This window comes from Vibrio sp. Y176 (genome assembly GCF_033438945.1).
Genome location: NZ_JAWOQS010000440.1, coordinates 1 through 745 on the forward strand (window position 1 = coordinate 1; position 745 = coordinate 745).

A 745-nucleotide genomic window follows, 5' to 3' on the forward strand; every position below is an offset into this window, starting at 1 on the left:
GTGATTTATAAATTCTCATTTCTAATTACTGATAAACGATTACTGGAGCGAACTATTATACAGTCTATGACCAGAATTATGAGGAAAACTAACGATGATCTCTTGCGTTGAGAAGGATCTCGTGCTCGACATAACCCCGGAATGGGTAATTCAAATTTAGAGAGTACCTGTTTCATCAGGTGGAGTATGTGGTTCGTTCTCTTTCGTCATTGCTATTTTTAAAGCGCGATATATTGTCGCTTCTCCAAGCTCAAATTCTTTCGCAAGTTGGCCGATGGTTGCCCCTTCGGTTCGGCGGGAATGGATTGCATCACTGATTTGTTCGTTGAGTTTTGCTGGTCGCCCCAACTTCACGCCGTTCTCTTTTGCTTTGGCTATCCCTTCTGCTTGCCGTTCCGTACGTAAGTCATTTTCAAATTCAGCAATGGATGCCAGCATGTTAAACATCAGTCTGCCGGTAGATGTGCTGGTATCGCTATTTTGGTCGATGACGATTAAGTTGATTTTTTCTTTTTCAAAGCGCTTGGCGAGTTGTGCAAGATGGACAACTGAGCGAGCAAGGCGAGCTAAACGGGTGATGACCAAAGTATCGGATTCTGTCGCAAATAGTTGTAGTGGCGTGGCGAACCAATCCTCCAGATACAATTATTCTGCGAGCGCATAAAAACGCTCACAGACCGTATCTCCAGCAACATTTACCTGACCATGTTTGAGCATTGTCCACATTTCTCGACCATGAAGACTT

At 43.9% G+C, this 745-nt stretch carries 1 protein-coding gene; it reads right to left on the minus strand.

The window, feature by feature from the left end; translation table 11 throughout:
• Positions 1 to 156 precede the first annotated feature (156 nt).
• Positions 157 to 645, minus strand: a complete 489-nt coding sequence (locus R7O13_RS26560; RefSeq protein ID WP_318305168.1) for a recombinase family protein — start codon at positions 643 to 645, stop codon at positions 157 to 159.
• Between the last annotated feature and the right edge of the window lie 100 nt (positions 646 to 745).